Genomic DNA, 22,095 nt, shown 5'->3' on the forward strand with positions numbered 1-22,095 from the left:
CAGTCGCCTTGCCCCTGACATCAGTCGCCCTGCCTTCGACGGGAGGCTCCCATGCTCGACCTCCAACGCCTGCGCGCCCTGCACGCCGTCTCCGTGCACGGCAGCGTCGGTGCCGCCGCCGCGGCACTCGGCTACACAGCGTCCGCCGTGTCCCAGCAGATCGCCAAGCTGGAGCGGGAGACCCGAACCGTGCTGCTCGAACGCGACGGGCGTGGCGTCCGGCTGACCGCCGAGGCGCATCCACTCGTCGCCGCGGCACAGGAACTGCTGGCCATCGTGGAGCGGGCGGAGACCGAACTGGAGCAGCGGCGCGGGATACCGGCCGGCCGGCTCACCATCGCCGCCTTCGCGTCGGCGGCGCGCGGGCTGCTGCCCGGCGTCCTCGCCGATCTGGCCGTACGGCATCCGGCATTGGACGCGCGGCTCAGCGAGGTCGACCCGCATCTGTCCATCGGCATGGTCGCCAAGGGCGCGATCGACCTGAGCGTGGTGCACGACTGGGACATCGCCCCCCCTGGCACTGCCACCCGGGGTGGAGCAGGCGGTGATCGGGGACGACCAGTGCACGCTGCTGGTGCCGCGCGGGCATCCGTTCGCGCGGCTGGACGCGGTGCGGCGCGAGGACCTCGGCGGTGAGCGGTGGGTGTGCCAGCCGCCGGGCCGGGTGTGCCACGAGTGGCTGGTGCGGACCCTGCGGATCGCCGGGCACGAGCCGGAGATCGTGCACCAGGCGGACGAGAACCCGACCTTGGTGGCGCTCGTGGCCGCCGGTCTCGGCATCTGCCTCATCCCACGCCTGGGGCGCGGCCCGCTACCCGCCGGGGTGGTGGAAGTGCCGCTCGATCCGGCCCCGGTACGGCGGCTGTACGCCTTGTGGCGCACCGGTGCCGCCCGGCGCCCCGCGATCGCGGAGACCGTCCGCACCCTGCAGGAGCACTGGACCGAGGTGGAACGGCCGAGTCATCAGGAACGCGACGCCGCCATGTGATCCATCGCGTGACACCGTGCCGAACCACGCTTCGGGGACGATCCACGAAAACCCGAAAAAAATCTTGGCCGGCGATGTCGAGATCCCGTGGACGGCTCCGTCCCCGCTGTGAACGCGACGACAATGGGTCGCACCAGCACCGAGGAGAACCACGATGGCCAAGTACCTGCTTCTCAAGCACTACCGAGGCGCCCCGGCTCCGGTCAACGACGTGTGCATGGACCAGTGGACGCCGGAGGAGATCTCGGCGCACATGCAGTACATGCACGACTTCGCGGCCCGGCTTGAGAAGACCGGCGAGTTCGTCGACGGCCAGGCACTCGCCCCCGAGGGCGCGTGGGTCCGGTACGACGGCGAGGGCCGCCCGCCGGTCACCGACGGCCCCTTCGCCGAGACCAAGGACCTCATCGCCGGCTGGATGGTGATCGACGTCGACACCTACGAGCGCGCCGTCGAACTGGCCGGGGAACTGTCGGCCGCCCCCGGGGCGGGCGGGAAGCCGATCCACGAGTGGCTTGAGGTGCGCCCGTTCCTGGCCGCGCCGCCCACCATCACGGAGTGACCTCTCAGGTGACCCAGCTGAACGAGGCTCTGCTGCGGAGCCTCACACCGAGCGTGCTCGGAATCCTCGTCCGCCGCGGAGCAGACTTCGCGGCGGCCGAGGACGCCGTGCAGGACGCGCTGGTCGAAGCGGTCCGCGTCTGGCCGGCCGACCAGCCGCGGGACCCGAAGGGCTGGTTGGTCACCGTGGCCTGGCGCCGGTTCCTGGACGCGACGCGGTCGGACACCGCCCGTCGCCGGCGTGAGGACCTCCTCGACCAGGAACCGGCCCCCGGGCCCACCCCCTCGGCGGACGACACGCTCCGGCTCTACTTCCTGTGTGCCCACCCGTCACTGACAGCGTCGTCCGCGGTCGCGCTCACGCTGCGCGCCGTCGGCGGGCTGACCACCCGCCAGATCGCCCAGGCCTACCTGGTGCCCGAGGCGACCATGGCGCAGCGCATCAGCCGGGCCAAGCGCACCGTCTCCGGCGTGCGGTTCGACCAGCCCGGCGATGTCGCCACCGTGCTGCGCGTCCTCTATCTGGTCTTCAACGAGGGCTACTCCGGCGATGTCGACCTCGCCGCCGAGGCCATCCGGCTCACCCGGCAGCTCGCGGCCGCGATCGACCACCCCGAAGTGGCCGGGCTGCTCGCGCTCATGCTGCTCCACCACGCCCGGCGCGCCGCCCGGACCGCGCCCGACGGCAGCCTGGTACCGCTCGCCGAGCAGGACCGTGGCCGGTGGGACACCAAGGTGATCGCAGAGGGTGTCGAGATCCTGCAGACGGCTCTCTCCCGCGACCGGCTGGGCGAGTTCCAGGCGCAGGCCGCCATCGCGGCGCTGCACGCCGACGCGCTCACCGCCGAGGAGACCGACTGGGTGCAGATCGTCGAGTGGTACGACGAACTCGCGGGCCTGACCGAGAGCCCGGTCGTCCGCCTCAACCGCGTGGTCGCCGTCGGCGAGGCCGACGGACCCCGCGCGGGCCTGGCGGCGCTCGCCGCACTGGACGACTCACTGCCCCGGTACGCCGCGGTGGCGGCGTACCTCCACGAGCGCGACGGCGACCCGGCGACGGCGGCACGGCTGTACGCCGAGGCGGCGCGAAAGGCACCCAACCTCGCCGAGCGCGACCACCTGACCCGCCAGGCCGCCCGCCTCAACTCCGGCCGGTCCCACTGACAGGGCGCGCTCGAACATCCCGTGGCACTCGGCGCGGCCCGGTGGCCGGAGCGGTCGCCTCACCCGTTCCGCGGCGCGGGGCCGAGCGCGGCGGGCGACTCCGCGTCGGGGATGATCCGGCGCGGGGTGCCGGAACCGTCGGCGGGCACACTCCAGACGTCGGAGTGGCCCCGTCCCCGGGGGAGCGAGTAGGCGACGGTGTGCGGGTCGAGCCATGCGGCCTGGTCGTCCACGCTGCGGGTCTCGGCGAGCGGGGTGACCCGGCGGGTGGCCAGGTTCAGGACCGAGAGCCGCCAGCCGTGGTGCGGGTCGCCGTCGACGGCGGACTTGAAGGCGATACGGGTGCCGTCCGGGGAGAGGGAGGGACACTCGACGTTGTCCCGGACGGTGCGCAGGCGGTGGGTGGCCAGTTCGCCCAGGACCAGGTAGCGGTGGCCGGCGGTGGACATGGTCGCGTAGAAGCGGCGGTCGTCGGCGGTGAAGGTCACGCCCCAGAAGTTGAGGTCCCGGGCCTTGTACGGCCGGCCCGCCACGGTGATCCTCCAGTCCTCCAACGTGGGGATGAGCTCCTGGGTACGGGTGTCGAGGATGCCGACGCGGGTGGAGAACCGCCCTCCGTTGTAGGAGTCGCCGGCCACGAACACCGTCCAGGCGACCATCCGCCCGCTGGGCGAGACCCTGGCCCGGTTGGGCACTCCGACCAGGGGGATCTCGCGGGTGGGCCGGAGATTCCGGTCGAGGACCGCGAGCTGGTAGGTCGTCAGCCCCGGGTCGAGGCGCAGGCACAGTCCCGTGCCCCCGGCCGCGTACAGCCTGCTGCACGACAGCGTCGACACCACCTTGCTCCCGCCCGGCGAGTCGGCTGGTACGGCGACCAGGCGGCCCTGGCTGTCCGCCGCCGTGCTGCGGGCCAGCAGGCGCGGCCCGGGAGCGAGCGAGACGGTGCCGGTCGCCGCCGACCGCGAGGACGCCCCGGCCTCCCGGGCGTCCAGGATGGCCAGGGCCGCCAAGGCGGCCAGCGCGATCAGATGGCCCAGGATGATGAACCCGGTGAGGAGCCGCTTGTTGCGCTTGCTCATGCCGTGACCGTTTCCTTCGGGGTCGTGGGGCGCGGAAGCAGGACGGAGGTCGCCGCGGCCGCGAGGACGGCGGCGCCCGCCGCGGCCCAGGCCGCGTCGGTGCCTCCCCAGTTCGCCCAGGCGGCCCCGAAGGCCACCGACGAGGCGAAGTAGGCCACGGCCTGAACGGTCTGCACGCAGGCCAGGCCGGTCGTGCGCAGGTCGGCGGGGAGGACGGGCCCGGCCAGCGCCATCAGGACCCCGTCGGTGGCGGCGTAGAAGGCGCCGTGGCAGCAGAGCACCGCGACGGCCAGCGGCATACCGTCCAACGGGCTGCCCAGCAGCAGATATACGGCCACCAGCGCGCCGTAACCGGAGAGCAGAACCGTGCGGCGGCCGAACCGGTCGGCGAGCGCGCCGAGGGGAGTGGCGAGCAGCAGGTAGACCAGGTTCGTCCCCACGGCCAGCAGCGGGAACCAGCCGGTCGTCACGGTGTGCCGCTGCATCAGCAGCAGATAGACGAAGCCGTCGCCGATGGTGGCCAGCCCCAGGAGCCCGGCGGCGTACAGGAGTCTGCGGATGGGGGCCGCGCGAAGCAGGCCCGCCGCGGCGCGCAGGGTGACGGGCGCGGCCGACGGGCGCTTGTCGCGGTGGTCGCGGACCAGGAACGCGAGCGCCAGCAGACCTACGGCGGCCACGCAGAAGCTGGTGAGGAACAGTGCGTTGAAGGCGGCCGGGGTGATGGTTCCGACGGCTGTCAACACGCCGAGCGCGGCCAACGGCCCGGCGAACGCGCCCGCGCTGTCCATGGCGCGGTGGACCCCGAACGCCCGGCCGAGCAGCGGCTCGGGGACGGACAGGGTGATGAGGGCGTCGCGCGGGGCGGTGCGCAGCCCCTTTCCGGTGCGGTCGGCGACGATGACCGCACCCAGGGCCGGCACGGAGGAGCCGGCGGCGACGAGGCCCAGCTTGGCCAGCGCCGAGACGCCGTAGCCGACCGCCGCGACGGGCTTGCGCCTGCGGCAGCGGTCGGCGACGAAGCCCCCGACCAGCCGCAGCAGGGCGGTCGCGCCCGTGTAGAGGCCGTCGACCATGCCGTACGCCGCCGGACTCATGTGCAGGGTGAGGACGAGGTAGAGCGGGAGGACGGCCGTGACCATCTCCGCGGAGACGTCGGTGAGCAGGCTCACCGTCCCCAGTGCCAGGACGTTGGCCCCGACCGAGGCCAGGCCGGCGCGCCGGCCTCGGTCGGGGCGGTCTTTGGGCGGTCGGTCGATGGTGGACAGGTACACGGCCGTGCTCGCTTCCTCGGGGCGGTGGGGAGGGGCCGGCGGCCGGAACCAGGTGCCGTGTTCCGGCCGCCGACGGTTTTCGCGTCGGGCCGGGTCAGCCCTTGCGGGAGGCGGCCGAGGAGGTGTCCCAGGCGTCGGTGATGGGGGACTTGTTCGCGGCGTTGCCGAGGGCGGGCAGCCCGTACATGTCCTCCAGGGTGCGGAGCACGTTGTAGTGGTTGATCTGCGTGCTGGACTGCTTGCCCGCCTTCACATGGGCGCCTGCCATGACCGTGTAGATCTGGTTGACGCTGGTGAAGTTGTCCTCGTCGAAGGTCGCGATGAACAGGCTGTTGTGGCTCTTGGCCCACTGGATGTACGAGTCCATGTGCTTCTTGAGCCAGGAGTCACCGGTGCCGATCGAGCAGTCGTGCATGTCGTTGCACATGTCGGGGATGACGAACGACACCGTCGGCAGCTTCGTGAAGTCGCTGGGGAACGTGGAGAACGGCACGTTGTACGCGGAGCCGCTCACGGTGGGGAAGTCCGCCCAGGGGGCGTGCTTGCGCCGGTACTTGCCGCTCTTGCAGTCGGTGGAGCCGGCCTTGGGCAGGGCCTCGGAGTAGCCCTTGAAGGTCTTGTGCGCGTCCAGGAGCTGCTGCCCCAGGTTGCCGGTCCGGAACGACTTGGGACAGTCGTCGTTCGTGACGCCCTGCTGGGAGCCGGAGAACAGTCCGATGTAGTTGGGCTGGCTGGGGTGGGTCAGGCCGAAGGAGCTGGTGAACAGCGTTCCCTGGGACGCCAGGGAATTGAGGTAGGGAGCGTTGGAACTGCCCTTGACCGACGTGTAGTTCTTGTTCTCGAACATGGCGATGACCACGTGGTCGTACTGCGGGATCGCCGACGCGACCGGTTTGGTCGCCGAGCTGTTGTGGGCGTGTTCCGCCGACTTCACCGGGAGCACGTGCATGGCCAGGAGAGCCAGCGCGGGTGCGCACAGCAGTGGGGCGATGCGGGAAAGACGCATCGTGTAACCCTCCTTGTGGGGATCGGTGCGGTGGGGTTTACCTGCGGGCACTGGCAGCGGTGCTGCCCGTGTACAGCAGGCGGTTCGGGGTGTTGCTGCCCGCGTCGCGGATCTTGTCGGGCGTGGCGCTGCTGATCAGCGCCGTCTGCACATCCGCGGGCGTGGCGTTCGGGTGGGCGGAGAGCCACAGCGCGGCGGCACCGGTGACGTGGGGAGCCGCCATGGAGGTGCCGGACAGCGTGTGGGTGGCCGTGTCGCCGCTGTTCCAAGCCGAGACGATGCCGGTGCCGGGGGCGAACAGGTCCGTGCAGCGGCCGAAGTTGGAGCTGGAGCGCCGGGTGTCGTTGGAGTCGGCGTTGTTGACCACGATCGCCGAGGTGATGTCGCCCGGTGAGTTGTTGCAGGCGTCCTTGCCGCTGTTGCCGGAGGAGACGACCCAGGTGACGCCGGAGGCGATGGACTTCTTGATCGCGTCGTCCTCGCTGCTGCTGCGTGAGCCGTTGATGCTCATGTTGACCACGGCCGGCTTGACGGCGTGTGCGGTGATCCAGTCGGCGGCGGCGATGATGGCCGAGGTGCTCGCGGAGTCGTTGCAGGTCAGGACGCGGACAGCGACGAGCTTGACGCCCTTGGCGACGCCGTGGTCCTTGCCGCCGACCGTTCCGGCCACATGGGTGCCGTGGCCCATGCAGTCCTGTCCGTTGCGGCCGTCGCCCACCTCGTCCACGCCGATGGAGGCGCGGCCCTCGAACTGCTTGTGGGTGGTGCGCAGACCGCTGTCGACGAGGTAGACCGTGACGTTGCTCGCGGTCGTGGAGTACGTGTAGCTCTTGTCCAAGGGGAGGTTGCGCTGATCGACGCGGTCCAGGCCCCAGGACGGCGGGTTGTTCTGCGTGGCGGAGCCGTGCAGCTCCGCGTCCTGCTCCACGTAGGCCACGCGCGGGTCGGCGGCCGTGGCACGTGCCTGCTGCGGTGTCATCTCGGCGGCGTACCCGTGCAGCACGGTGCTGTAGGTGTGCCGGATTCTGGCGCCGTGGGCGCGGGCGAGCCGCAGGGCCGTGTCCCGTACCGGAGCGGCTCCCGTGTCCTTGAGGACGACGATGTACCGCCCCGTGAGGGCGTCGGCCGAGGTGCGGATTTCACCGCCGGACGGTGTCTTCGCGTCGGCCGCCTGAGAGACCTGTGTGGACAGGGCGGCGGTGACCACCAGGGCGGAGAGAGCGGCTATTCGGGCAGATGGACGCACGTAGGCTCCAGGGAGAGAGGGGGGATGGGAAGGCCCCCGGGATCCAAGTGCGATTGGTGTACCGTCAGTTGGGCCCGCGTGGTGACGACGTGTCGCCAGTGGCGAAGAAGGGCGCGAGCGCGATCCGTGACATCCGGACGACGCCGCTCGCTCCGGTGACCACCTGATGCCATGAGCGACGGCTGGCCACTCTCGCGGAGCGGGGGCGGCTACAAGGGAAGCAAACAAGCCGTGCTCCTGAGGAGATGCGCATGTCCCGCCACCGGTTCCGTTTCGCACTTGAGGCAATCCCCGCGGCGGTCCACGCCGCACGCCACCGGATCTCGGCCGCCGTGCGGAGGTGGGACGCCCCGTTCGACGTCGACGTGTCCTTTCAACCGGAGCTGGTGGCCACGGAGTTGCTCACCAGTGCGGTACGCCACGCGTCCGGCCCACTGACCGTCGACGTCGACCTTGAGGGCGGGTTCGTGGTGATCGAGGTCGTCGACGGCAGCACCGAAATGCCCCTGCCGAGGGTGGCGGACGCCGACGACGAAGGCGGACGCGGCCTCGCGCTGATCGACGCGATGTGCCTGCTCCACGGCAGCGAACGCGTACGTCTGGCAAGCGCTGCTGGGCGGTAGTGCCTGTGGGACAGACAGCCCAGCAGGCACCCCATATCGCCGTGGCCCCCGCCGTGGACGCGGGCGGAGGCGGTGCCGCGAACGACTCCGCTCGCTGGTCGCTCACCGCGGCCGGCGCCCGACTCCTCCTGCGGATGTCGGCGACCGGGACGTGACGATGCCCGCCCCGGTCAGATCCATCCGTTGCGGGTCGCGTGCAGGGCCATTTGGAAGCGGGTGAGCGATCCGGCACGGGTGTTGAGCTGCTCCAGATGGCGGGACAGCGTGCGACGGCTCACGCCCAGCAGCTCGGCGATGGTCTCGTCGGTCACGCCGGTGGCCAGGAGCTCCAGGATGCGGCGATGCATGGGGCTGAGCGCCGAGGGCACGCGCTCGTTCAGATGCATGGGCAGCGCGGTCCGCCATGAGGTCTCGAACAGCCCAGTCAGCGCCGACAGCAGGCTGGAGGGGTGGACGATGAGCAGTGAGTCGTTGACTTCGGCTTCGACGAAGGACATCGACACGATGGCCAGCCGCTGGTCGAAGATGGTCAGCTTCACCGGGACCGTCGGAAGGATACGGGCATGCTCCCCGGCAGCGATGCAGGGCTGGATGTTGATGCTGTAGTACGCGGAGTTCTCGATCGCCGACTTGGAGTACACGACCCGGTACTCGACACCGTTCTTGAGCTTCTCGACCTCGATCGGGTTGGCGCTGCCGTGGGTGTGGTACGGCGGTGAGTCGAACCGCAGGACCTGGGTTTCGGCGGCTTCCTCGATGTTCCAGATGTGCTCGGCGATCGAGGGACCGGTGACGACCTCGACCAGGTTCTCCGTCGCCTGCGGGCTGACGGAGCGCCGGTAGTCGCGATAGGCGTTGACGGCGGCCTGGTGCGACTGACGGAGTTCGGCCGTGCGGGCGTGCGCCAGGTATTCCAGCGCGATGGTCGGCTCGACCGGCACGTGTTGGCAGACGTCGGTCCCGGAGACGGTGATCAGGCCGAGCTTGCGCAGTTGCGCCAACTCTCCTTCCAGATCCTGTTCCTGTTCCTGTTCCTGTTCTTGGTCCAGGTCCCTGGCCAGACTTTCCTGTCTACAGGGACCGATGGCGAGCAGAGCCATATAGATGTCCGCCTGTCGGTGGGTCAGACCAAGGCGACACAAATGGGTCCGCAGGTCCTCTTCGGCCATTGGAGCACCTCCCAGTGAGAACGGGGGACCATTCACCTGCCGGGAGGGAAACGTGTACTCCCGTTTCTCCACGGCGAGTTGGTGCCCGGCATCGTGGCACGCCCTGTCCGTCGAGCGCTACGTGACCCATGAGTATGTGGTCGGTGCCATAGCGAGAGCCAGGCGCGAATGCCCGTATGCGTCAGTGGCCATCGTGTGCCGCCGGACAGGGAACTTCGGGAGTACACCATTCTCACCCTGGTCGGCAATTCATCGCGCAAACCAATGATCCGGTACTTCCAGAAGAACCCCGCCGCCGCGCCCTTCGTCACCCAGCCCCATGGAGCTCCCGTGATCAGTACGTTCGCTCTCTTCAGCATCGGGATCGGCCCCTCCAGCTCACACACGGTTGCTCCGATGCGCGCCGGTCGCCGCTTTGTCCGCGGACTCGACAAAGGGGGCGTGCTGACCGAAGTCGCGGCGATCAGGATTGAGTTGTACGGCTCATTGGCCGCCACCGGCATCGGTCACGGCACGGACAAGGCCGTCCTGCTCGGACTTGCGGGCGAGGAGCCGGAAACGGTCGACGCCACCAGCGCCGACCAGCGGTTCCGGCAGTTCGCCGCGGAGCGCCGGATCCGGCTGCCGGGATCGCAGGCTGCCGCCTTCGACATCAGCTTTCACCAGGACAGGACCCTGCCGGCGCATCCCAACGCGCTGACGCTCAGTGCCTTCGACAGCAAGGGGATCGTCCTCGACAGTCAGACCTACTACTCGATCGGCGGCGGCTTCCTGCTCGACGATCCTTCCGAGACCCCAGACCACAGACCTGGCGTCCCCCCTTGCCAGTTCACCAATGCCGAGCAACTGCTCGCCCTGGCCGGCGAAGGCCCCATCAGCGACGTGATGTTGGCCAACGAGACCGTATGGCGATCGGAATCCGAGGTCCGCGACCGGCTGCTGCACATCTGGAAGGTCATGCGCGACTGCGTGCGGCGCGGCTGCGGCAACGAGGGCATCCTGCCCGGCGGGCTGAACGTGCCCCGGCGCGCCCCCGCCCTGTACAACCGGCTGCAGAAGCACACCGACCCGGCCGACCCGCTGACGGCCATGGACTGGGTCGCCCTGTACGCCCTGGCGGTCAACGAGGAGAACGCCGCTGGGGGTCGGGTCGTGACCGCCCCCACCAACGGCGCCGCCGGCATCATCCCGGCCGTCCTGCACTACTGCCACCAGTTCGTGCCCGGCACCGACGACGACAGCACTGTCCGCTTCCTGCTCACCGCCGCAGCCATCGGCATCATCGTCAAACGCAATGCGTCCATCTCCGGAGCCGAAGTGGGCTGCCAGGGAGAGGTCGGTACCGCTGCCGCGATGGCCGCCGCGGGCCTGACCGAACTCATGGGCGGAACCCCCGCCCAGGCCGAAGCCGCCGCGGAGATCGCCCTCGAACATCATCTCGGCATGACCTGCGACCCCGTAGCCGGACTCGTTCAGATCCCGTGCATCGAGCGCAACGCCATCGCCAGCGCCAAGGCCATCACCGCGGCGCGCTTGGCCATCCACGGCGACGGACGACATCTGATCCCGCTGGACAGCGTCATCAGCACCATGCGTGAGACCGGCGCGGACATGAGCACCAAGTACAAGGAGACCGCCCGCGGCGGCCTCGCTCTCAACTTTCCCCAGTGCTGATCTGCCGGACCCTAGAGCCAATTGGTCCAGGTGAAGGCGTAGAGGTAGGCGCGACGCGCTGCCGGTCGTGGGGACAGGCCGCGTTTCAGCATGACCGCCCATGCCCCTACGAACAGGGCGCCGAATGATCCGGCGGTGATGAAACCGGCGAGGTGAGCCGTGAACCGGGCAAGCGCCGCGCTCACCAACACTACGACGACGAAGCCGCAATGGGCGATGATCCTGTCACCACGCGTTTCTTTCGTGGCTGTGGAGTCGGCAGTCGGGCCATCAGACCGCATCGATGAATTCCATTCGATTCGAGGTCCGGCAGACACGACTTTGACGGATCGGCCGGCCGGAGTTGGTAGCCCCCTGCTCGCCGTGTGTCGTTGTACCAGGGGGAGCTACGTATCCCGCGACTCTAGCCAGGACGCCGTCATGTCTCGCCGATGATGCACCGAACTCTTCTTCGGGAGTCCCGAAGTATTTGAGCGCTGCGGGTGGCTACTGGCCCCGCCTTCTGGCGTCAGTGATTTGACGAAGGTTCGGGCGAACTCATTCCGGCGGAGGATGGCCGCGACGATCGTTGGTCCTTGACTCCTTGCCGCTCCGCCCCGTAGTTCGGGCAACCCCCCGTTGCCTGCCGGGCGATGTCCGGCCGGTCGCTCACCTCATCCGGCGACCGCCGGCTACTCGGCGAGGACAGTGAACCCGCCCGTGTGGACCGCCCCCGGCCGCACCGGGCGCGCCGCGGGTCGATCCGTGGCCGACCGCCGCTGACCGGTCCGTCCAAGCGATGGCACGGCGTCGACTGTCACCTCGCCTCCGACGACACATGGAGGAACAGCCATCATGAGCAAAGAGACCGCACGAAAACACGGCAGGAAGAAACCGTGGACGCTCCTCGTGGTGCTCAGCACCCTGGCGGGACTGGGCGCCGCGGCCGTCGGTATCCATGCCGCCATGGCGGGAAGCGCCGGCTCGGTAGGCACACCCCACAGCTCGGCCAGCAGCGGAGACATACCGACGCAGTCCACGAAGGAGCCGGCTCCGCTGGGTCAACCCCCGAAGAGCGATGCCGACCGAGGCATGGTCTACGCCGGGCTGAAGGCAGCACCGAAGGATGATCCGTGCGTCGGCCTGTACCACCTGGACAATTCCGGCCAGTGCAGCCACGGCCCGGACGCCGCGCCCAAGGGCATCGACATCAGCAAGGACACCCCTCCCATAGCCGCTTCTCGAAGCGGTGCGCGTGAACTTCGTGCAGACGGCGGCGCCTCCGCGCCCGGCGCGTCGATCCCGTGCATCGGCGACGGCAAGTCGGGCAACAGGGTTCAGGTGCTCTACGTGCACGCCCCCGGCCAGGACCGGTTCGCCCAGTACCAGGCTTCCTTCCAGCGCTGGGCCGCGGACATCGACACCATCTACAACGCCAGTGCCGCGGAGACCGGCGGAACACGTCATATCCGTTTCCTTACGGATTCGTCCTGCAAACCGGCACTGACCGATGTCGAAGTCGGGGCCTCCGAGCTGCAGGACTTCAGCTCGCTGAACCGGGCCTTGAGCGCCAAGGGCTACGACCGGCGTGACCGCAAGTACGTGCTCTTCGCGGACTCCAACGTGTACTGCGGCATCGGAACCATGGCCGGGGACGAACAGGCTGGCGCCAACAACCGCAGCAACTTCGGTCCTTCCTACGCACGCGTCGACGCCGGCTGCTGGAACGGCCAGGTCGCGGCGCACGAGCTCGGCCACAATCTGGGCGCCGTCAACGACAGTGCTCCACACAGCACCAAGGCCGGCCACTGCGTGGACGAGTGGGACATCATGTGCTATTCGGACGCGCCCTACCACCCGCGCATGCAGGTGCTGTGCCCGGATCGCGCGAAAGAGGCCCGACTCGACTGCAACCACGACGACTACTACAACACCGCCCCGAAGCCCGGAAGTTATCTGGCCACGCACTGGAACGTGGCCGACAACACCTTCCTGTCGAAAGGCGGGGGCACGGACAACGGCCCCGGCGGATCCACCGGGCCCACAGCACATGCCACCCAGGTGAAGACCACATCGGCCGTGCTGACCTGGCGCGGCGTCCCCACCGCGGATCTCTACACCGTCCGGGTCAACGGACGTTCCTTCGGCAACGTGAAGGGCCTTCGACTGAGCCTCACATCACTGTGGCCGGGCACCGACTACAAGGTCACGGTCACCGCCCACACCCCGAAGGGCACCACCAAACCGGGACCCGCTGCGACGTTCCGCACCAAGGAGGTGCAGTGACCGCGGACGAGCGCACCGGACTCCGGTCCCTTGACACACTCCGCCAGGAGGTAGGCCAGGGATGCGCCTGAAGGGAACGGCCGCGGCGGCCGCGCTGCTCGCCGGAGTCGTTGTGGTGAGTGGAGCCCATCCGGCTTCCGCGCACGACGACACCATCACCTTCCGGGTCTCACTCGACCGGTCCGGGCAGGTCCTGGCACTGGGCACCTACGAGAACGACCAGGACCCGGTGGACGACAACGTGGTCGGTACGCTCACGGCGCAGGCGCCCGACGGCCGCACCGTCGGACCGTGGCGCCTGGTGCAAGTACCCCACGTGGCGGGCGGATTCACCACGCGGGAGCACCTGTCCGAGGGACGGTGGCGCGTCACGGTACGCAGTGCCTTTCCCGAACTCGGCTACGGCGAAGCCAACGTCACCGTCCCCAAACCGGTGACGAGCCCGCCGAAGCCCGGCGAAGGGGCGACGGTGTCGGTTGTTTCCCCGGAGCCGCCGCGCGGGCCGGGCGACAACTGGACAACGTGGACGTGGATCGCCGGCACCGCGGTTGTCCTGGTCGGCAGCGCCCTTCTGGCGGGGTACCGGCGTCGCCGCCGCGGCTGATCCGGCGGCGGACGGACGCTCACGGGCATGCGCCCACGTCGCGAGTCTGGTCGCGCGGCGTGGGCGCACTCGTGCCCGGCACCGCTGAGAATCAGTTGCCCACCGCGACCGACACCGAACGGCCGGGAGCCAGTGCGACCTTGAAACGTAGGTGTAGGTCGCGACGGGCCAGGTCCACGCCCGTATCCGGCGCAGCGACGTGGTTCCCGAGGAGCAGCCGGCCGGCGTCACGGCGCGGGCGGCCCGGCCTGATCTGCTGACGGCCCTGAACACCGGTGTGGCCCAAAGTGTTTGGCTCGACGCCGCGCGAGAGCGGCTGCCGGTCACCGTCCTCGGCTCCGTCGCGGCCGAGCGTCCGGGCATCACCGCGCCCGGCGAGACGATCGTGATGAACGACGAGCACGTCGTGGTCATCGGCATCCTCAAGCCCGTCGAACTCGTCCCCAATCTCGACCGCGTCGCCCTCGTCGGATTTCCGGCGGCGGAGAAGTACCTGGGCTTCGACGGCCATCCCACGACGATCTTCGAGCGGTCCTCCGACGCCTCCGTCGAGGACGTCCGCGCGGTGCTCGCCCGCTCGGTCAGCCCCGGCAACGAGGGCTCGGTCAAGGTGTCCCGCCTTTGCGACGCACTCGCCGGGAAGGCCGCCACCGACAAGGGGCTCACCACGCTGATGCTCGGACTCGCGCGGTCGCACTGCTGGTCGGCGGCGTGGGAGTCGCCAACACGATGGTCATCTCGGTGCTGGAACGCCGCCAGGAGATCGGACTGCGCCGCGCGCTCGGCGCCACCAAGAGAGCGGTCTGGCTCCAGTTCCTCACCGAATCACTGCTGTTGTCGGCTCTCGGCGGCGCGGCGGGCGCACTGCTCGGTGCGGCGGCGACCTTCGCCTTCGCCCGGATCCAGGGCTGGATCGCCGTCGTACCGCTGCGGGCACGGGGCGGGAGCCTGGCGGCCACGCTCGTCATGGGCGTCGTCGCCGGCCTCTACCCCGCGGTCCGTGCGGCGCGTCTGCACCCCACGGTCGTGCTCAACGCCAACTGATCCCGCCACGGCCGCGAGATGATCGCGTCATGACTGAGATCGTCCTGATGCCCGATCCGAAGGTCGCGGCCGTGCCCGTTCAGGAGTGCGGTGAACGGCTCGTGGATGTGCGACGAGACGGCCGCCTGCTGGTCGACGAGCGGAAGTGGCAGGACTCCGGCGGAGCCTTCGCACACCTGCGGGAAGGAGTGCTCGGCCGGCTTTTCAAGGCGCAGGAACTGTTGCCCGAGGGAATACGGCTGCTGTTCGTCGAGGGGTATCGCCCGCCGTCCCTTCAGCGCCGCTACTTCGACGAATACGCAGCCCAACTGCGGTCCCATCACCCGAACTGGCCCGCTGAGCAGGTGCGTTCGGCAGCCAGTCGTTACGTGTCCCCTCCCGAGATCGCACCGCACAGCGCCGGCGCGGCCGTTGACCTGACCCTCGCGGATGACGAGGGCCGTGAACTCGACCTGGGCACCCGCATGAACGCGACGCCGGAGGAGAGCGCGGGCGCCTGCTACACACAGGCCGACAACATCAGCGGCGAGGCCCGCTCTCACCGGAACCTCCTGAGCGCGGCGCTCACCGCTGCCGGGCTGGTCAACTACCCCACGGAGTGGTGGCACTGGTCGTACGGAGACCGCTACTGGGCCCTGAAGACGGGAGCGGAATCCGCGCCCTACGGGCCGAGGGAACTCGACTGACCGCAGCCGAGAAGGCCAGGCCGTCGGCCTGGCCGTTCTCACGGGTCGGTGGTCCGGTGCCGGGGGGCTAGCGGGCGCTGCCGATGTTGCGGTCGGCGTCGGAGCCCTGCAGCATCAACGTGGTCTCCTCTATGCGGCTGAACCGGCCGTCGGGGGCGAGGTCGGCGAAGACGTAGACCTCCATGGTCACGGTCGAGCCGTCCGTCTTCGTGATGTACACGGTGTGCCGGTCGGCGTACTTGCCGCCGTCGTGCAGCTCGTCGTGGACCTCCACGCGGCCCTCCGCGACGAGTCCGCGCACGTGGGTGATGTGCTTGATGAACGCGGCGCGGTCGTCCCACCGCCCGTCGGTGCGCTGCCGGTACTCCGGGGTGAAGTGGCGGTCGGCGGCCTCCTCCACGGTGAGATCGCGGTTGAAGATCAGGTCGGTGAGGGCGGCCTCGATGCCGGTGCGGGTCATGGAACTTCCCTTCGGGGACAAGAAATCTCGAAATGCGTGCGCTGTGCACGCTTCGCCTTGACTGTAGCACTCGACGCGTGCGCAGCGCACGCTATTCTTGGGGTGTGAGTAACGACGTAGGACACGAGATCGCCGAGGCGCTGGGCATCCTGTTGCGGCGCACCACCCGCGCGCAGCTGCACAAGAAGCTGACCGAGGGCATGGGTGAGGCCGTGGACGAGCTGACGTACCCCGTCCTCAGCGCACTCGCCCGCATCGGACCCCGCAGCGCCGCCGAACTGGCCCCCGACGTCGGCCTCGACCGCTCGGGCGTCACCCGTCGGGCTTCCCGCCTGGAAGCGGCCGGTCTCGTCCGCCGCGAACCGGACCCCACCGACCGGCGCGCACATCTGCTGGTCCTCACCGAGCAGGGTGAACACGCGGTGGAAGAGCTGCGCTCACGCCTGGCGGCCCACATCATGGCGAGCGTGTCGTCGTGGGCGCCGGGCGAGGCCGAGGCCTTCGCCCGAAACCTGCGCCGCTTCACGCTGGAGGGCCCTTTCGCCTGACGGGCCGCAGGACACGTGCCAACCGGTGGCGCCGTCATGCGGGCAACCGCAGGGTCATCACGGTGCCGACCTCCAGGACGCTTTCCGCCGTCGCGCTGCCCCCGTGTGCCTCGGCGAGCCTGCGCACGATCGACAGCCCCAGGCCGCTGCCGCCCGTCTGTCTGCTGCGTGACTTGTCGGCACGCCAGAACCTGTCGAAGAGGTACGGGAGGTCGCCGGGTGCGATCCCGGCGCCGGTGTCCGCGACCTCGATCACCACCGCTGCCCCGTCACGACAGGCACGCAGGGTGATGGCATCCCCGGAGCGGGTGTGACGTACCGCGTTGGACACCAGGTTTCCGATCATCTGCCGCAACCGCACCGGGTCGGCATGCAACTCCAGTTCCCCGTCGACCTCGACGGTGAGCGTCACGCCGGAGGCCTCCGCCTGTGCGCGGTGCGCGCCGGCCACCTGATGCAGAACGTCGGCCACCCACAGGGGTTCCGGGTACAGGGTCAACGTCCCGGCGTCGGCGGCCGACAGGTCCTGGAGGTCGTCGATGATGTGCTGGAGCAGCAGCGCCTCCTCCAGCAGTGAGGAGGTCACGTCCTGGTCCGGGACCAGGATGCCGTCCTGGGTGGCCTCCAGGGTGCTGCGTATGGTGCTCAGCGGAGTACGCAGTTCATGGGCGATGTCCGCGGCCATGACGGTGCGTTGTTCCTCCGCGCGGGCGCGGTGCTCGGACAACTGGTTGAACGCGGCGGTCAGTTGACCGATCTCGTCGCGGGTCGTGACCGGAACCCTGGCCGTCGTCCCGTCCGGCTGGCGCAGCGCACGCGTGAGCGCCCGCAGTGGCCTCACCAGACGGGAACCGACCAGGACCGTCACCCCTGCGGTGAGAAGCAGGACGCATCCGGTGACCGCGACGATGCGGGAGGTGTTGCCCGCGGACAGGTCGAAGCCGGGGACGGGGGAGCGGGTGTCCGAACCCACGTACAACAGCGCCACGGGAGCGACGTACGGGGTGAGTTGCTCGCGTCGGCTCGTGTCGACGCAGTTCTGCGCCGCCGTGACGGCTCCTCCCTGCCGGGGCAACGGCTTGACGGGGAGGAAATCGGTACCGAGGCGGACCACAGGAAGGCGCTGACGCTCCAGACAGGTGCGCAAGCGGTCGTTGAGGTCGGCGAGGGCGGCACGCTCACTCCTCGTCGGCATGTTGAGTACGTCGAGTCCGCACCCCTCGGCGACCTTGCTCTGGAGTTCTCCGTACCCCTCGATCCTCCGCCGCAGCGACGCGTGATCCGTGAAGGTGATCCGCGGCCGGCCGGCCGCGGACACGTCCCGGCGGAAGGTGTACCCGCTGTCCTCCAGGCAGAGAGCCGCCTTGTCCGCCAGGCCCGCCAGCCGGCCACGCACCGCCGCGGTCAGCCGGTACGGGCCCGACACCTGTGGATCGATACGGCCCGGGTCCTGGCCGCCGGCCGGATCGAGGACCGGGTCGACGCGCAGGGGGTCGAGGACGGCGAACACCCGTGACGGTGGATGCCCGGCGCCGCGGTCGGAGTCGGCGAGGCGCCGGTGCTCCCGGTCCCGGGTGGTCAGCACGATGCGCCGGTGCGTACGGCGTGCGAGGTCGTCCACCAGGTCCCCGGCTCGTGCCCAGGTCCGGTGGGTGGCGGCGTACTTCATCAGGCTGCGGTAGACGCCGGTGTCGTCGGTCAGCACCTGACCCTGCTGCCGACGCAGGGCCGCCTCGGTGCTGCGGACGGCGAGCCAGGCGGTGGCCGTGATCGCGCACACCGCGATGAGCAACGCCGAGACCAGGAGCCGGAACAACAGGCTCCGGTGCGGGGGAAGCCGGACGGCGGCGGTGCGGTCAGGCTTCATGGTGCCCGCGGGGGCCGGAGGGGCTCGGCGCGGCCGGGTATGCGGACGGACCGCCGCCGCTGCCCGCGAGCTTGTATCCGACGCCGTACACGGTCAGCAGAAGGACCGGCCGCCTGGGGTCGGGCTCCAGCTTCTTGCGCAGATTCAGGATGTGGACGTCCACTGTGCGTTCGGTGGTGAAGTGGGCCGAACCGCGGGTGAGGCTGAGCAGTTGACCACGGGTGAAGACGCGGCCCGGTTCCGCGGCGAGCGCGGTCAGGATCTCGAACTCCCCGACGGTGCACTCCACCGCCCGGCCGCCGAGGCGCACCTCGTGGCATGCGGGGTCCACGACGAGGTCACCCACCCGCAGGACCGGCGCCCGCGGCAGGGTCAGGCGTTCCGCCCGCCGCAGGAGGCTGCGTACGCGGGCCATCAGCTCGCGCGGGCTGTAGGGCTTGGTGAGGTAGTCGTCCGCACCGAGGTCGAGCGTGAGGAGCAGGTCCTCCTCGGTGTTGCGCGCTGTCAGCACCAGTACCGGGACGGTCGACTCGCCGCGTAGGATGCGGCATACGTCCAGGCCGTCGACGACGGGCATCATGATGTCGAGGACCAGCAGGTCGGGGGGTCGGCGGCGGATCTCGTCCAGGGCCGCTCGGCCGTCGTGGACGAGTCGTGACGAGTGACCCTCGCGTTCCAGATAACGGCCGATGATCCCCGCCTGCTTTACGTCGTCCTCGGCCACCAGGACATGGGCGCACATGGTCGGATCCTAAGCCGGGGCTCGCGCGAGACAAGCCGCTGACGACGATCTGACCATTGCTTCATAAGTCGGCGTGGGGTCGCGCGCGGTCTACCGGTGTCAGTCAGCTTCAGTCGGTCTCAGGCCGGTGTCTGTCAGTGACCGCCGTGGGGGCGAAGGGACCGTCCAGGGCGGCCCATTGCAGGAGCAGGATGGTCTTGCCGTCGGTGACGCGTCAGTCGCGGACCATGGCGAGGGCCTCGGTGAAGGGCACTTCGAGCACTTCGATGTCCTCGCCGTCCTCCTCCAGTCCGCCGCCGTTTCCGGTGCGGTCGGCCGGAGTGTAGGGGGCCGCGTAGAAGTGCAGGCGCTCGGTGACCGAGCCGGGGCTCATATAGGCGTCGAGGACGTGGGTGAGCGGGCCGAGCGTGACGCCGAGTTCCTCGGCGGCCTCGCGCCGGACGGCGGCGAGCGGGTCGTCGCCGTCGAGCAGCCCGGCCGCGGCCTCGACGAGCATGCCGTCCGGGTGGTCGTTGACGTAGGCCGGGTAGCGGAACTGACGGATGAGCAGTACCTGCCCGCGCTCCACGTCGTACGGCAGGACGACCGCGCCGTTGCCGCGGTCGTATGTCTCGCGCTGCTGGGTGGTCCAACGTCCGTCGCGGCGCCGGTAGTCGAAGGTGGTGCGCCGCAGTACGTGCCAGCCCTGGGAAGTGAGCTCGACGTCGCGGACCACGATGTCGGGGTTGCGGTCCAGGCCGCGTCCGACGCGGTCCAGGCCGGTGCGGCCGCGGTGGTCAGGGGTGTCGATGCCGGGGCGGGGGTTCACGCGGTCTCCTGCGGGGTGCGGCGCGGGATCTCGTCCAGGTGGTGGTACACGGGCAGGCCGCGGCGACGGGCGGTGGCGACGTCCTGGTCGGCTCCGGTGGAGTCACCCGGGAGTCGGAGTACGGCGTCGCAGTGGGCGAGCAGGCGGTCGGCGGTCGGGTAGAGGACCTGGTCCGCGAGGGGGTCCGTGGGTCCCGCGCCGGCCGAGCGCAGGACGGGCAGGGCGAGCCACTCCCCGATCACGGGGAGGTGGCCGGCGGCGAAGACCGGCCACGCCGCCGCTTCGAGGCGGGCGAGGTTCGCGGCCATGGCCCGCGGGTCGCCGTCGGTCCCGGAACGGTAGGGCCCGGCGATGAGGATGAGCATCGTGCCGGGTCGCGCCGCGCGGCCTTCGGCGACGGCGATCCGGATCAGCCGACCCACGCCCGCGCGGTCCAGCGTCTCGAACGGCGAGGCGGCGAAGATGCCCTTGTCGAGGGAGAACGGATCGACGGCGCGGATCGCCGAAACGGTTGCCGAGGTCCTGCGCGAGGACGGGCTGCGGGTCGACGCGCTGCCGGCCGGGTCCGTGGGAAGTGTGGCGTCGTACGACGCCGTGGTGGTCGGCGGCGCCCTGTACGCCGGACGTTGGCACAAGGACGCACGCCGGTTCGTCCGACGGCACCGCGCCGAGCTCGCGGAGCGCCCGGTGTGGTTCTTCAGCAGCGGCCCCTTGGACGCGTCGGCCTCCGAACGGAACATTCCGCCGGTGCCCGGCGTCGAGCGGACCATGACCCGGCTGGACGTCCGCGAACACGTCACGTTCGGAGGATGCCTCGAAGAAGGCGCCCAGGGACGCATGGCCGGGATGATCCTGCGCTCCGGAAAGGGCGGCGACTTCCGGGACTTCATCGCGATCGCAGCATGGGCCGCCGGGGTCGCCGCTTCCCTGAGACCGTGACGTCGCGGTCGCCGTCGATGCGTCGGTGACCTGCGACGACGTTCCGGACTTCGCGCTCCGCGGGACTGAGCTGCGGCAGGCGCCGCTGCGCGGCCCGCTCGTGCTGGGGACCGCCGCCGTGGCCTCGCTGACGGCGCTCTCGGCTCGGCAGATGGTGTGCGGCCCGGCGCCGGGCGCGCCGTTTCGAGGGCGCGCCCGGTGGCGAGCATCAGCCCGATGAGCGCTCCGGCGAGGTACTCGTGCACGGCCGGCGTGACGAGCAGCGCCGGGACGGCGATCGGGTCCACGCCGGCGTGACCGTGTCCGTGACGCGGCTGGCACCCGCCCCACGGGGAACCCGGCCACTCTCAGTGACATGGCACCCTCCTTCCGTCACGTCCCGACTCGCCGTCGGAGCCGAGGCAGCCGTGCACCGACGTCGTCCCGGGCAGGGATCGGCGATGCGAGCGACCATGGGAGGCAGCGCGAGCAGGAAAGAAGGCTGATGGTCATGGCCCAAGCATCGTGGACGACGACAGGGGTGTTCGCCGGGCGGGGAGGCGTCCGCACCGACGAGGCCGGAACCGTGACCGGTGACCTGACCCTGCACACCACCTGGGACGGCAGGCAGGTTCGTGTGGCGGTCCAGTACAGCGGCACTTCCACATGGTTCACCGTTGCCGGAAGTCCGGTCTCCTGCGCCTCCGCGCAGGACAGCAGGCAGCTGCACCAGGCGGCGGTGGAAGCCGTGCGGGCCGGCGGTGGCGCCACCGTTCCGCGGCACGACAAGTTCGTACGACGCACCTGACGAGCCGCGGCCGGGCGCGTGGACGGTCGGTCCGGCTCCATGTACGGGCGCCGGAGCACCGGGCCGCTGCTGAGCAGCGTGACGCCGAGTCAGCCCGTCCGTGGCCCCACCGCGGGCCGACCAGATCCCATTCCCGGCCCCACTCGTCCGTACGCCTCCGGTCGAGCCGTGCGCGGGCGACCGCTCCGGAGCCGACCGAAAGGCCGGCGAGGGCGCCCGCGGCCACGAGACCCAGCACAGCCGACTCAAGGGTCGCCTCGCCGGGACCCGTCGGACTCGGCGTGAACCGACCGTTGTCGTCCTGCCAGACCACGATCGCTGTCCCGGCCTTCTCGCCGTGCTCCACCCAGGTCCGGGCGGTGCGGGATGTGCCGTCGGGCGCCGTCCAGCGCACCGTAGCCCGCACTTGGTCGCCCTTCCCCAGGTCTCGGTGAGGGTCCGTGGGGCGTCGGTGACGAGCACCGCCGGGACGGAATGCCGCTCGGCGCGCTGCCGAGCGAAGGACTCACTGGCGGCGTGGGCCGTCACCAAGCCGGCTGCGGCGCCGCGCGGCAGGATGCTCAG

21 protein-coding genes and 4 pseudogenes are annotated in these 22,095 nt (G+C 70.2%); 13 read left to right on the forward strand and 12 right to left on the reverse strand.

Annotated elements, in window-relative coordinates; translation table 11 throughout:
- Positions 1–51: 51 nt before the first annotated feature.
- The 3 genes and pseudogenes from ACWGKT_RS17675 to ACWGKT_RS17685 all read left to right on the forward strand — a co-directional run bounded on the left by ACWGKT_RS17675 (position 52) and on the right by ACWGKT_RS17685 (position 2,713).
- Positions 52–988: pseudogene (locus ACWGKT_RS17675) on the forward strand (LysR family transcriptional regulator).
- A gap of 154 nt (positions 989–1,142) precedes the next feature.
- Positions 1,143–1,550 (forward strand): YciI family protein, encoded by a 408-nt coding sequence (locus ACWGKT_RS17680; RefSeq protein ID WP_235454850.1) that lies wholly within the window; start codon positions 1,143–1,145, stop codon positions 1,548–1,550.
- A gap of 17 nt (positions 1,551–1,567) precedes the next feature.
- On the forward strand, positions 1,568–2,713 hold the full coding sequence (locus ACWGKT_RS17685; RefSeq protein ID WP_453274489.1) for an RNA polymerase sigma factor: 1,146 nt from the start codon (positions 1,568–1,570) through the stop codon (positions 2,711–2,713).
- 59 nt (positions 2,714–2,772) lie between these two features.
- Here the strand turns inward: ACWGKT_RS17685 and ACWGKT_RS17690 are convergent, their stop codons facing one another.
- From ACWGKT_RS17690 to ACWGKT_RS17705, 4 genes are all read right to left on the reverse strand, one after another.
- Positions 2,773–3,792 carry a hypothetical protein gene (locus tag ACWGKT_RS17690; protein WP_453274359.1) on the reverse strand — a complete coding sequence of 340 codons (1,020 nt, stop codon included), beginning with the start codon at positions 3,790–3,792 and terminating at the stop codon, positions 2,773–2,775.
- The gene (locus ACWGKT_RS17695) at positions 3,789–5,063 is read right to left on the reverse strand and encodes an MFS transporter (RefSeq protein WP_453274360.1); all 1,275 of its coding nucleotides are present in this window, start codon (positions 5,061–5,063) and stop codon (positions 3,789–3,791) included. The genes ACWGKT_RS17690 and ACWGKT_RS17695 overlap by 4 nt, the downstream gene beginning before the upstream one ends.
- Positions 5,064–5,157: 94 nt before the next feature.
- Entirely contained in the window at positions 5,158–6,069 is a 912-nt protein-coding gene (locus ACWGKT_RS17700; protein WP_356152979.1) for an alkaline phosphatase family protein, read from the reverse strand.
- Between the two features lie 37 nt (positions 6,070–6,106).
- Entirely contained in the window at positions 6,107–7,315 is a 1,209-nt protein-coding gene (locus ACWGKT_RS17705; protein ID WP_453274361.1) for a S8 family peptidase, read from the reverse strand.
- 251 nt (positions 7,316–7,566) lie between these two features.
- Here ACWGKT_RS17705 and ACWGKT_RS17710 point away from each other — a divergent pair, with 251 nt between their 5' ends.
- Entirely contained in the window at positions 7,567–7,938 is a 372-nt protein-coding gene (locus ACWGKT_RS17710; protein WP_453274362.1) for an ATP-binding protein, read from the forward strand.
- Between the two features lie 5 nt (positions 7,939–7,943).
- A complete protein-coding gene (locus tag ACWGKT_RS17715) occupies positions 7,944–8,093 on the forward strand; it encodes a hypothetical protein (RefSeq protein WP_453274363.1) in 150 nt (49 codons plus the stop codon).
- A gap of 15 nt (positions 8,094–8,108) precedes the next feature.
- On the opposite strand, the gene ACWGKT_RS17720 is transcribed toward ACWGKT_RS17715, so the two are convergent.
- Positions 8,109–9,107 carry a helix-turn-helix domain-containing protein gene (locus ACWGKT_RS17720; protein ID WP_453274364.1) on the reverse strand — a complete coding sequence of 333 codons (999 nt, stop codon included), beginning with the start codon at positions 9,105–9,107 and terminating at the stop codon, positions 8,109–8,111.
- 168 nt (positions 9,108–9,275) lie between these two features.
- Between ACWGKT_RS17720 and ACWGKT_RS17725 the strand changes: the two genes are divergently transcribed.
- The gene (locus ACWGKT_RS17725) at positions 9,276–10,781 is read left to right on the forward strand and encodes an L-serine ammonia-lyase (protein ID WP_453274365.1); all 1,506 of its coding nucleotides are present in this window, start codon (positions 9,276–9,278) and stop codon (positions 10,779–10,781) included.
- A gap of 11 nt (positions 10,782–10,792) precedes the next feature.
- Here the strand turns inward: ACWGKT_RS17725 and ACWGKT_RS17730 are convergent, their stop codons facing one another.
- A complete protein-coding gene (locus ACWGKT_RS17730; protein ID WP_453274366.1) occupies positions 10,793–11,062 on the reverse strand; it encodes a hypothetical protein in 270 nt (89 codons plus the stop codon).
- 553 nt (positions 11,063–11,615) lie between these two features.
- On the opposite strand from ACWGKT_RS17730, the gene ACWGKT_RS17735 reads away from it, so the two are divergent.
- The 4 genes and pseudogenes from ACWGKT_RS17735 to ACWGKT_RS17750 all read left to right on the forward strand — a co-directional run bounded on the left by ACWGKT_RS17735 (position 11,616) and on the right by ACWGKT_RS17750 (position 15,380).
- The gene (locus ACWGKT_RS17735; RefSeq protein ID WP_453274367.1) at positions 11,616–13,046 is read left to right on the forward strand and encodes a fibronectin type III domain-containing protein; all 1,431 of its coding nucleotides are present in this window, start codon (positions 11,616–11,618) and stop codon (positions 13,044–13,046) included.
- A 61-nt stretch (positions 13,047–13,107) separates the two neighbouring features.
- Positions 13,108–13,650 (forward strand): hypothetical protein, encoded by a 543-nt coding sequence (locus tag ACWGKT_RS17740; protein ID WP_453274368.1) that lies wholly within the window; start codon positions 13,108–13,110, stop codon positions 13,648–13,650.
- Positions 13,651–13,810: 160 nt separating this feature from the next.
- A pseudogene (locus ACWGKT_RS17745) lies at positions 13,811–14,694 on the forward strand (ABC transporter permease); the annotation flags it as partial.
- A gap of 29 nt (positions 14,695–14,723) precedes the next feature.
- Entirely contained in the window at positions 14,724–15,380 is a 657-nt protein-coding gene (locus tag ACWGKT_RS17750) for a M15 family metallopeptidase (RefSeq protein WP_453274369.1), read from the forward strand.
- Positions 15,381–15,447: 67 nt separating this feature from the next.
- Here ACWGKT_RS17750 and ACWGKT_RS17755 read toward each other — a convergent pair whose 3' ends face one another.
- On the reverse strand, positions 15,448–15,840 hold the full coding sequence (locus ACWGKT_RS17755; protein ID WP_453274370.1) for a nuclear transport factor 2 family protein: 393 nt from the start codon (positions 15,838–15,840) through the stop codon (positions 15,448–15,450).
- Between the two features lie 104 nt (positions 15,841–15,944).
- On the opposite strand from ACWGKT_RS17755, the gene ACWGKT_RS17760 reads away from it, so the two are divergent.
- Complete coding sequence (locus ACWGKT_RS17760) at positions 15,945–16,388, forward strand: MarR family winged helix-turn-helix transcriptional regulator (protein ID WP_453274371.1); 444 nt, start codon at positions 15,945–15,947, stop codon at positions 16,386–16,388.
- 34 nt (positions 16,389–16,422) lie between these two features.
- On the opposite strand, the gene ACWGKT_RS17765 is transcribed toward ACWGKT_RS17760, so the two are convergent.
- The 4 genes and pseudogenes from ACWGKT_RS17765 to ACWGKT_RS17780 all read right to left on the reverse strand — a co-directional run bounded on the left by ACWGKT_RS17765 (position 16,423) and on the right by ACWGKT_RS17780 (position 20,170).
- Complete coding sequence (locus tag ACWGKT_RS17765; RefSeq protein WP_453274372.1) at positions 16,423–18,255, reverse strand: sensor histidine kinase; 1,833 nt, start codon at positions 18,253–18,255, stop codon at positions 16,423–16,425.
- Positions 18,245–18,997: a response regulator transcription factor gene (locus ACWGKT_RS17770; RefSeq protein WP_453274373.1), complete on the reverse strand. Its 753-nt coding sequence runs from the start codon at positions 18,995–18,997 to the stop codon at positions 18,245–18,247. Before ACWGKT_RS17770 ends, ACWGKT_RS17765 begins: the two co-directional genes overlap by 11 nt.
- A 109-nt stretch (positions 18,998–19,106) precedes the next feature.
- Positions 19,107–19,805: pseudogene (locus ACWGKT_RS17775) on the reverse strand (NUDIX domain-containing protein).
- A complete protein-coding gene (locus ACWGKT_RS17780; protein ID WP_453274490.1) occupies positions 19,802–20,170 on the reverse strand; it encodes a DUF4406 domain-containing protein in 369 nt (122 codons plus the stop codon). The pseudogene ACWGKT_RS17775 and the gene ACWGKT_RS17780 overlap by 4 nt, the downstream one beginning before the upstream one ends.
- Positions 20,171–20,267: 97 nt before the next feature.
- On the opposite strand from ACWGKT_RS17780, the gene ACWGKT_RS17785 reads away from it, so the two are divergent.
- Both ACWGKT_RS17785 and ACWGKT_RS17790 read left to right on the forward strand, forming a co-directional pair.
- Positions 20,268–20,744 carry a flavodoxin domain-containing protein gene (locus ACWGKT_RS17785; RefSeq protein ID WP_453274374.1) on the forward strand — a complete coding sequence of 159 codons (477 nt, stop codon included), beginning with the start codon at positions 20,268–20,270 and terminating at the stop codon, positions 20,742–20,744.
- Positions 20,745–21,234: 490 nt separating this feature from the next.
- Positions 21,235–21,531, forward strand: coding sequence for a hypothetical protein (locus ACWGKT_RS17790; protein ID WP_453274375.1), 297 nt, complete (start codon positions 21,235–21,237; stop codon positions 21,529–21,531).
- A gap of 172 nt (positions 21,532–21,703) precedes the next feature.
- On the opposite strand, the pseudogene ACWGKT_RS17795 reads toward ACWGKT_RS17790, so the two are convergent.
- Positions 21,704–21,937, reverse strand: a pseudogene (locus ACWGKT_RS17795) (hypothetical protein); the annotation flags it as partial.
- Positions 21,938–22,095: the final 158 nt, after the last annotated feature.

It is taken from the genome of Streptomyces sp. NPDC054794 (genome assembly GCF_053611585.1).